6 protein-coding genes are annotated in these 7,587 nt (G+C 70.1%); 4 read left to right on the plus strand and 2 right to left on the minus strand.

What is annotated here, in order from left to right; translation table 11 throughout:
• Nucleotides 1-24 precede the first annotated feature (24 nt).
• Genes NQ204_RS10770 through pdeM form a run of 4 tightly spaced genes read left to right on the plus strand, consistent with a single transcriptional unit; the run spans nt 25 to nt 5,714 of the window.
• Nucleotides 25-1,023, plus strand: a complete 999-nt coding sequence (locus NQ204_RS10770) for a ligase-associated DNA damage response exonuclease (RefSeq protein ID WP_116864091.1) — start codon at nt 25-27, stop codon at nt 1,021-1,023.
• Nucleotides 1,020-2,627 (plus strand): ATP-dependent DNA ligase, encoded by a 1,608-nt coding sequence (locus NQ204_RS10775; protein ID WP_256643860.1) that lies wholly within the window; start codon nt 1,020-1,022, stop codon nt 2,625-2,627. Before NQ204_RS10770 ends, NQ204_RS10775 begins: the two co-directional genes overlap by 4 nt.
• Nucleotides 2,624-5,083, plus strand: coding sequence for a ligase-associated DNA damage response DEXH box helicase (locus NQ204_RS10780; RefSeq protein ID WP_256643861.1), 2,460 nt, complete (start codon nt 2,624-2,626; stop codon nt 5,081-5,083). Before NQ204_RS10775 ends, NQ204_RS10780 begins: the two co-directional genes overlap by 4 nt.
• A complete protein-coding gene (pdeM, locus tag NQ204_RS10785; RefSeq protein ID WP_256643862.1) occupies nt 5,073-5,714 on the plus strand; it encodes a ligase-associated DNA damage response endonuclease PdeM in 642 nt (213 codons plus the stop codon). The genes NQ204_RS10780 and pdeM overlap by 11 nt, the downstream gene beginning before the upstream one ends.
• A gap of 27 nt (nt 5,715-5,741) precedes the next feature.
• Here the strand turns inward: pdeM and NQ204_RS10790 are convergent, their stop codons facing one another.
• The gene (locus NQ204_RS10790) at nt 5,742-6,011 is read right to left on the minus strand and encodes a hypothetical protein (RefSeq protein ID WP_116864095.1); all 270 of its coding nucleotides are present in this window, start codon (nt 6,009-6,011) and stop codon (nt 5,742-5,744) included.
• 177 nt (nt 6,012-6,188) lie between these two features.
• Nucleotides 6,189-7,457 (minus strand): FAD-dependent oxidoreductase, encoded by a 1,269-nt coding sequence (locus NQ204_RS10795; protein WP_256643863.1) that lies wholly within the window; start codon nt 7,455-7,457, stop codon nt 6,189-6,191.
• Nucleotides 7,458-7,587 lie beyond the last annotated feature (130 nt).

A 7,587-nucleotide genomic window follows, 5' to 3' on the forward strand; every position in this document is an offset into this window, starting at 1 on the left:
CGAGCACCGCGCGACAGTGCAGGCATGGCAGTCAATGACGATCTGGTGGTACTGCGCCCCGAAGGGCTCTACTGCGCCGCAGGCGATTTCCACATCGACCCGTGGCGGCCGGTGCCGCGCGCGGTCATCACCCACGGCCACGGCGACCACGCCCGGCCCGGCATGGGCGAATACCACTGCAGCCCCGGCAGCGCGCCGATCCTGCGCTGGCGGCTGGGCGACGTACCGCTGCAGGTCCATGCCGAAGGCCAACCGTTTACCCTGGGCCAGGTGCAGGTGTCGCTGCATCCGGCCGGCCACGTGCTGGGTTCCTCGCAGGTGCGCATCGACGATGGCCGCCAGGTCTGGGTCGCCTCGGGCGACTACAAGCGCCAGCCCGATCCCACCTGCGCGCCGTTCGAAGTGGTGCCCTGCGATACCTTCATCACCGAAGCGACCTTCGCCCTGCCGATCTACCGCTGGCCCGACACCGCCGCGGTGGCCGCCGAGATCGTGGCGTGGCGACAGGAATGCGCGCAGCGCGGCGAAGCGGCGGTGCTGCTCTGCTACTCGCTGGGCAAGGCGCAACGCGTGCTCGGCGAACTGCTGGCGCTGGACGACACGCCTGCGTGGCTGCACGGTGCGGTGGCCAACGGCGTGGCGGTATACCGCGAGGCGGGCATCCCATTGCTGGAAACGCTGACCGTGGCCGAACAGGGCCGCCAGCCGGAGGCGGCCGGCAAGCTGATCATCGCCCCGCCCTCGGCCGCCGGCACGCCCTGGCTGCGCCGTTTCGGCCGCCACCAGCTCGGCTTCGCCTCGGGCTGGATGCAGCTGCGCGGCAACCGCCGCCGGCGCAACGTCGATCGCGGCTTCGTGGTGTCCGACCATGCCGACTGGCCTGCCCTGCTGCAGACCATCGAACAGACCGGGGCGACGCGGGTGATCGCTACCCATGGCAACACCGATGCGCTGATTCCGTTCCTGCGCGAACGCGGCGTGGCCGCCGAGGCCTTCCGCACCGACTTCGGGAGCGAGGAATGAAGGCCTTCGCCGCGCTCTACCAGCGGCTGGACCGCAGCACGGCCACGCTGGACAAGCGCGCGGCCCTGGTCGACTACTTCGCCCACGCCGGTGCGCACGACGCGGCCTGGGCGCTGTTCCTGCTCAGCGGCGGCAAGGTCGGCGGCGCACGCCGGAAGATCGCTGCCAGCGGCGAGCTGCGCGCCTGGGTGAGCGAGGAGTCGGGCCTGCCGGCGTGGCTGGTCGAGGACAGCTACGCGCAGGTCGGCGACCTGGCCGAAACGCTGACCCTGCTGCTGGATGATCCGGCGCAGCCCGCCCCGGACCGCCCGCTGGCCGACTGGATCGAACGGCATCTGCTGGCCGTGGCCAACCAGCCCGAGGACGTGCGCCGCGCCGCCGTGGTGGCCGGCTGGCGGCAACTGCCGGCCAGCGAGCGGCTGGTGTTCAACAAGCTGCTGACCGGCGCGCTGCGCGTCGGCGTTTCGCAGCGGCTGGTGCAGCAGGCACTGGCCGAATGGTCGGGCCTGGACATCGCCCGCATCGCCCAGCGCATGCTCGGTGAGTGGGTGCCCACGCCGGGCCTGCTGGCACAACTGCTGTCACCGGAGGAGCTGCCGCTGGACCGCCAGCAGCCCTACCCTTTTTTCCTTGCCTCGCCGCTGGAAGGCGAGCCGCAGGAACGCCTGGGCGCGATCGACGACTGGCTGCTGGAATGGAAGTGGGATGGCATCCGCCTGCAGCTGCTGCGCCGCCAAGGTGAAGTGGCATTGTGGTCGCGCGGCGAGGAGCGGCTGGACGGACGCTTCCCCGAGATCGAACAGGCGGCAGCCGCTTTGCCCGACGGCTGCGTGATCGATGGCGAGCTGCTGGCCTGGGATGAGGCCGACGACGCGCCACGCGCGTTCACCGCGCTGCAGACGCGCATCCAGCGCCGCAAGCCCGGTGCGGCAACGCTGCGCAACACGCCGGTGCGCGTGCTCGCCTACGACCTGCTGGAACGCGATGGCCAGGACCTGCGCGAACTGCCGCTGCAGAAGCGGCGCGCACAACTGGCCGAACTGGTCGGCGCGCTCGGCGATGCACGCATCCAGCTGTCGCCCGATATGCACGCCGACGATTGGGCGCATGCCGCGCGCCTGCGCGAAGCATCGCGCGAGCGCGGTGTCGAAGGACTGATGCTCAAGCGCCGTGATTCGATCTACCAGGCCGGGCGCCGCCGCGGCGACTGGTGGAAGTGGAAGGTCGAACCGCTGACCATCGACGCAGTGCTGCTGTATGCGCAGGCCGGCCACGGCAGGCGCAGCACGCTGTACACCGATTACACCTTCGGCGTCTGGGACGGCGACACCCTGGTGCCGGTGGCCAAGGCCTACTCCGGGCTGGACGACAAGGAGATCCTGGCGCTGGACCGCTGGATACGCGCCAATACCCGCGAACGATTCGGGCCGGTGCGCAGTGTGCGCGGCGAACAGGTATTCGAGCTGGGCTTCGAGGCGGTCAACCGCAGCACGCGGCACAAGTCCGGCATCGCCGTACGCTTTCCACGCATCCTGCGCTGGCGCCAGGACAAGCCGGCCAGCGAAGCCGACCAGCTGGCGACCCTGCAGGCCCTGGCGCGATGAAGCGCAGCGATGCGCTGCAGCGGCTGCAGGCGTGGTTCGGCAGCCGTGGCTGGAAACCTCTGCCGTTCCAGCGCGCGATGTGGCGCAATTACTTGGCGGGCAGCTCGGGCCTGCTGCACACCCCGACCGGCAGCGGCAAGACGCTGGCCATGTTCGGCGGACCGCTGCTGCAGGCGATGATTGATCCGCTGCCGGCGCCGCCGCGGGCCAATGCGGTGCGCCCGCTGCAGGTGCTGTGGGTGACCCCGCTGCGGGCACTCGCCAGTGATACTGCGCGCGCCCTGCAGGCGCCCATCGAAGGCCTGGGCCTGGGCTGGAAGGTCGGCCTGCGCAGTGGCGACGCCAGTAGCCGTGACCGCCGCCTCGCCCGCGAAGGCCGCATCGATGTGCTGGTGACCACGCCCGAGTCGTTGGCTCTACTGCTCAGCTACCCCGACACGCTGGAGCGCATGCGCCAGCTGCGCTGCGTGGTGGTGGACGAGTGGCACGAACTGATGGGCAACAAGCGCGGCGTGCTGCTGCAGCTGAACCTCGCGCTGCTGCGCGATACCGCACCGGCACTGCAGCTGTGGGGCCTGTCGGCCACGCTGGGCAACCTGCCGCAGGCGCGCGACGTGCTGCTGCCGGGCAAGCCGGATGCGGTGCAGGTGGAAGGCGCACGACAGCGACCGGTGGCGATCAGCAGCCTGCTGCCCGCCAGCGGCGAGCGTTTCCCGTGGGCCGGGCATCTCGGCCTGGGTCAGTTGTCGCGCGTACTCGACGCACTGATGTCCGCGCGCAGCAGCCTGCTGTTCACCAACACGCGCGCGCAGGCCGAACTGTGGCATCAGGCGCTTGCGGCGGTCTGGCCGGAAGACGCGCAGACGCTGGCCCTGCATCATGGTTCGCTCGACGCGGGCCTGCGCCAGCAGGTGGAAGACGGCCTGCGCGCCGGCACGCTGCGCTGCGTAGTGGCCACCTCCAGTCTCGACCTCGGCGTGGACTTTCCGGAGGTGGACCAGGTGCTGCAGCTGGGCAGCCCGAAGGGTGTGGCGCGCCTGCGCCAGCGTGCGGGGCGCGCGCGGCATCGGCCCGGGGCCAGCGGCAGCGTGCTGTGCGTGCCCACCCACGCGCTGGAGCTGGCCGAGTACGCCGCCGTGCGGCGGGCCCTGCGCGACGGCATCACCGAACCGCGCACGCCGCCCACGCTGTCACTGGACGTGCTGGCCCAGCATGCGGTCAGCCGCGCGCTGGCCGGCGGCTTCAACGCCGAGGCGCTGCTCGCGCAGGTACGGCGCACGCATGCGTTCGCCGCGCTGCAGGACACGCAGTGGCTGGATGTGCTCGCGTTCATCGTGCAGGGCGGACGCGCCCTGGCGCAGTACCCCGAGTACCACAAGGTGGTGCTGGACGACGATGGCCAGTACCGGATGCATGATCGCCGCCAGGCACTGCGCCACCGGCTGTCGATCGGCACCATCAGCAGCGATGGCAGCGTGCGCGTGCAGTTCCTGCGCGGCGGCGGCCTCGGTGCGGTGGAGGAACAGTTCGCCAGCCGCCTGCGCCGCGGTGATCGTTTCCAGTTCGCCGGCCGTCTGCTGGAGCTGGTGCAGCTGCGCGACATGACCGCCTACGTGCGGCTGGCACGTGGCAGCGGCAGTGGCGTGGTGCCGCGCTGGCAGGGCGGCCAGCTGCCATTGTCGCTGGCCCTGGGGCGCGAGCTGGAAGCGGTGCTGTCCGGTGCCGACAACAGCGCCGAGGCGCGCTGGCTGGCGCCGCTGCTTGGCCTCCAGGATGCGCTATCGGAACGACCGGGGCCTTCGCGGCTGCTGGTGGAAGACGTGCGTCGTCGCGAAGGCCAGTTCCTGTTCGTCTATCCCTTTGCGGGCCGCCACGTGCACGAGGCGCTGGCGGCACTGCTGTCGCTGCGCTGCACGCGCCTGCAGCGCAACAGCATCGGCTATGCAGTGAATGACCACGGCCTGGTCCTCGCGCCGGCAGAACCCATCGAACGCGATGCGGCGGCGTGGCAGGCACTGTTCGATCCGGCCGATCTGCTCGACGATCTGCGCGCTGCAGTGAACCTCGGCGAACTGGCGCGACGGCAGTTCCGTGGCATCGCCCGCGTCGCCGGCCTGCTGGTGCCGAGCCTGCCCGGCGGCATGCCGCGCTCGCTGCGCCAGCTGCAGGCTTCGGCGGGCCTGCTGTACGACGTGCTGCGCGAACACGACCCCGGCCACCTGCTGCTGGCGCAGGCCGAACATGAGGTCCTCACCGATGCACTCGACCTGCCCGGCCTGCAGCAGGCGTTGCAGCACATCGCCACGCAATCGGTGTCACTGCAGCGGCCACCGACGCTGACACCGTTGGGCTTCCCGCTGTGGGCCGAGCGCCTGCGCGGGCAGTTCAGCAATGAAGACTGGCGCACCCGCGTGCAGCGCGCGGCACAGCAGCTGGAGCGCCGCCATGGCCACTGAATTGCCAGTGCAGCTGGGCGGCGAACCGATGTGCCTGCTTGGCGCACGTGCACTGTGGTGGCCGGCACGCCACGCGCTGCTGATCGCCGACCTGCACCTGGGCAAGGCCGATGTATTCCGTCGCGCCGGCATCGCCCTGCCCAGCGGTGGTACCGACGGCGACCTGCAACGTCTGCAGGCGCTGGTGCAGCAGCATGCATGCCGCGAGCTGTGGATCCTCGGCGACATCCTGCACGGGCCGGCGCATCGTGCGGCCTGGCACCGGCAATGGCTGGGCTGGCGCGAGCAGCATGCTGCGCTGGACGTACACGTGGTGCGCGGCAACCATGACCGGCAGCTGCCGCACGCAGCGCTGCAGGTGCAGATCCATGACGACCTGCGGCTGGGACCTTTCCTGCTCTGCCATGAGCCGCGACAGGCTGATGATGCCCATGTGATCGCTGGCCACGTGCATCCGCAGGTCGCCCTGCCGGCTTTGCGGCGGCGCTTTCCTGCATTCTGGCTGCGGCAGGGACAGACGGTGCTGCCCGCGTTTTCGGCATTCACCGCCGGCGTAGTGCCAACGCGGCGAAGTGGCGAACGATGGATCGCCTGCGTGGACAACCAACTGGTCGCGCTGCCCGTGCGGTGACGACGGGCGGACGGACCTGCGCCGGGTTCAGGCCGGGCGCGCGAGCAGTTCCGGCATCACCCGGAAATCGACGCTGCGTTCATTGCTGTGCCGTGGCAGTGCCTGGATGGCGACCAGCATGTCCCGCGCGCAGGTACGGATGCGCGCGTGGTGCGCTGGTGCCGAATGGCTGATCAGGCTGCCCACATGGAACTCGAATACATCTTCCAGGACGTCGGGCTGGTCCTCGTGCAGCATCTGCAGCAGGCCCCTCAGCTTGCAGATTTCCGATTCCAGCTCATCGACAGCGAACAACATGGCATCCTCCTCGAATACTGCGGCGCATCCGGGCCGCAACAGGCCGCGACGGCAGTGCCGCCCGGCCACGCGCGATGTCTGATCACGGAAAGGAAAACGGGCGACGCGCCAATGGCGTGCTCCCTTCTTCTCGCATATCCGGGGTGAGGTGTTCGTTAATTGCCGTGACGACGCGGTTCAGGCACGCAGCGGAATCGGGCTGATCGGCAGGCCAGCCGGGGCCTGTGCTTGCGCCTCGATGAAAGCCGGATCCAGCGGCATCGCACCGAACCAGCCGTGCTGGGTGCCACTGAGCACGCGCAGCATGTGGCCGCGCCCGCCGGGCATGCGTCCCATCGGCCCGAGCAGCACATCGCGCGCCTTGGCCCACACATCGCGGTCGGACTGGAACAACGGCGTCAGCCAGCGGCTCCAGCGCTGGTAGACCGCCACGTGTGCACGGCGCTGCGCCTGGTAAGCCAGCAGCGCCGCCTCACCGCGACCGTGCGTGCGCAGTGCATCACGCAGCGCCAGCGCATCGAGCAGGGCCATGTTGACGCCCTGCCCCAGCTGCGGGCTCATCGCATGCGCGGCATCGCCGGCCAGCACCAGCCGGCCCTGGTGCCACCGCTTCATCACCGCGTCGCGGTAGACCGCACGGGCCAGCTGGCCGGCGTCCTGCAGGTGGCCGAAACGTGCGCTGGCCTGTGGCCACAACGCGTGCAGCTCTTCCAGCCACGGCGCCATGCCATCGGCCTGCCAGCGCTCGAAATCCGCGCGCGGCAGGCTCCAGAAGAAACTCAGGCGCGGCGTGCCGTCGCCCGGCCGCGTGCCGACCGGCAGCAGCCCGATCATCCTGCGAGCGGCCACGTAGCGCTGCCGCAGCTCGCTCATGTGCGGCCAGTCTTCGGCCGGCAGCAGGCACCACAGTGCGCCCCAAGGATAGACCCGGTCCAGCGCGATGCCCTGCTCGACGTCGCCGCGCAGCGTGGACGCCGCACCATCGGCAGCCACCACCAGATCGAACGGCCCGTGCTGGCGCCCCTCACTGTCGCGCAGGCGCCCTTGTGCGGCATCGACCGACACGATGGTGGTGCCGACATGCAGCTGGCCGGCGCCATCGCGGGCCTGGTCCAGCAGCGAGAACAGCGCCCCGCGCTGCATGCCCAGCCCATGCAGGCGTGCATCCAGCCCGGCATAACCCATGTCCATCACCGCGCGCTCGCACGGCGTATCGCCATACAGCCGGTGCACCGGTGCCGCATGCGCGCGCACCTCGTCCAGCAGGCCCATCTGCCACAGCACCTGCAGGCCGCTGGGCTGCAGCAGGAAGCCAGCACCCACCGGCCCCGGCGTCGGCACCCGTTCGAAGATCTCCACCTCGTGGCCATCGCGGGTGAGCAGGATGGCCAATGCCTGGCCGGCGGTGCCGTAGCCGATCACGGCGATGCGCAGTCGTTCCGTCATGCCTGCATTGTGCCCGCCAGCCGATGCCGTGCGCAAAAAAAACCCCGCCGTAGCGTAATGCTGTTCACTTAAGCAGCTGGGCCAATCAGAATCCGATGCCAGTCTTCTGGCATCGGATTTTTTGTGTCCA

This window comes from Stenotrophomonas testudinis, from assembly GCF_024499815.1.
Taxonomy (GTDB): domain Bacteria; phylum Pseudomonadota; class Gammaproteobacteria; order Xanthomonadales; family Xanthomonadaceae; genus Stenotrophomonas.

Coding starts and splice junctions, on each gene's coding strand:
- NQ204_RS10770 (WP_116864091.1), top strand. CDS start 25: ATGGCAGTCAATGACGATCTGGTGGTACTGCGCCCCGAAGGGCTCTAC.
- NQ204_RS10780 (WP_256643861.1), top strand. CDS start 2,624: ATGAAGCGCAGCGATGCGCTGCAGCGGCTGCAGGCGTGGTTCGGCAGC.
- NQ204_RS10775 (WP_256643860.1), top strand. CDS start 1,020: ATGAAGGCCTTCGCCGCGCTCTACCAGCGGCTGGACCGCAGCACGGCC.
- NQ204_RS10790 (WP_116864095.1), bottom strand. CDS start 6,011: ATGTTGTTCGCTGTCGATGAGCTGGAATCGGAAATCTGCAAGCTGAGG.
- NQ204_RS10795 (WP_256643863.1), bottom strand. CDS start 7,457: ATGACGGAACGACTGCGCATCGCCGTGATCGGCTACGGCACCGCCGGC.
- pdeM (WP_256643862.1), top strand. CDS start 5,073: ATGGCCACTGAATTGCCAGTGCAGCTGGGCGGCGAACCGATGTGCCTG.